Here is a 1,080-nt window from a genome sequence, read left to right on the forward strand (position 1 = left end):
AATAAATTATCTGCGATTTTTTCAAAGCTGGCAGAACTCAACAAAAAACATATCGTCATTACAATCGGTGATCGTGGCGTACTTTATCAAGAAAATCAGAAAATCCACCATATCCCTGCCTTTAAAACGAAAACCGTAGATTCTACCGGAGCCGGTGTTATTTTTCACGGTGCTTTTGTCTATTTTCTAAGCCGCAATTACCCTCTTGAAACCGTCATCAAATTAGCATCCCTAACCACTTCGATCTCTACAGAAACAATGGGCGGTATGATTTCGATACCATCTTTAGAAGCTGTTGTACAAAGAAAACACAAGCTTGATTTTCAACGTAATCAGTAAACTGAATTCAATCAATTGATCAAACACATGCTCTAATTTATCAAATTATTTTATCCAGCTATACGAAACTTTCGGATAATAAAAAGGTCACACATTTTGTGACCTCTCGACAAAAACATTATTTCACCATTCTCTTGATCATTCCATCTGCCATGGTTTGAAGAATAATACAGCAGGAAGTAGCACCTGCATCAAGATGACCTTTACTTCTTTCTCCGAGTCTGGATGCTCTCCCCAATTTCGCAACCATATCTCTCGTACTTTCTTTTCCCTGCTCAGCTCCTATTTTTAAAGCTTCTTCAAAAAGCTTGGCATCTATCTTTTCCTCTATTTTCAATGTTCGACTTAATTTTGAAAACAATGTCCCATAAATAGGCCCCATGCTGCCTCCAATGTCCATCACCAATGTCTTTCCTAACTTTTTCAAAGCCTCCGAAAAACTATCATCTTCTTTGATTCTTACATCAGCCATCAAAAAGCCCTTATTCATGTTGACTCCATGATCACCGTCTCCGGTCTCGCCATCAATTTCACTTAAATATACCGAGTTGTTGTGAATGGCCTGTATAATTTCTTTTACAATACAAGCATTGTTTTCATTCGCTATACCCACAGTTTGGTGATTTAGCCATAATTCAGCATTAAAAAGAAACTTCAAATAAAGCATCTGTTGCAATCTGCCGGATAAAAAAGTAATGAATAGAGTACTTCAACTTCTTTAAGACATAGACAAGTATTTCC

2 protein-coding genes are annotated in these 1,080 nt (G+C 36.9%); one reads left to right on the forward strand and one right to left on the reverse strand.

Features of this window, described 5'->3' with window-relative positions; translation table 11 throughout:
* On the forward strand, positions 1 to 339 hold a 339-nt coding region (locus U0M88_RS02800), incomplete at its 5' end, for a carbohydrate kinase family protein (protein ID WP_331868834.1).
* A gap of 118 nt (positions 340 to 457) precedes the next feature.
* Here the strand turns inward: U0M88_RS02800 and U0M88_RS02805 are convergent.
* A complete protein-coding gene (locus tag U0M88_RS02805; protein WP_331868835.1) occupies positions 458 to 1,006 on the reverse strand; it encodes a dihydroxyacetone kinase subunit L in 549 nt (182 codons plus the stop codon).
* Positions 1,007 to 1,080 lie beyond the last annotated feature (74 nt).

The organism is Faecalicoccus sp. (assembly GCF_036552745.1).
Taxonomy (GTDB): Bacteria; Bacillota_I; Bacilli_A; order Erysipelotrichales; family Erysipelotrichaceae; genus Faecalicoccus.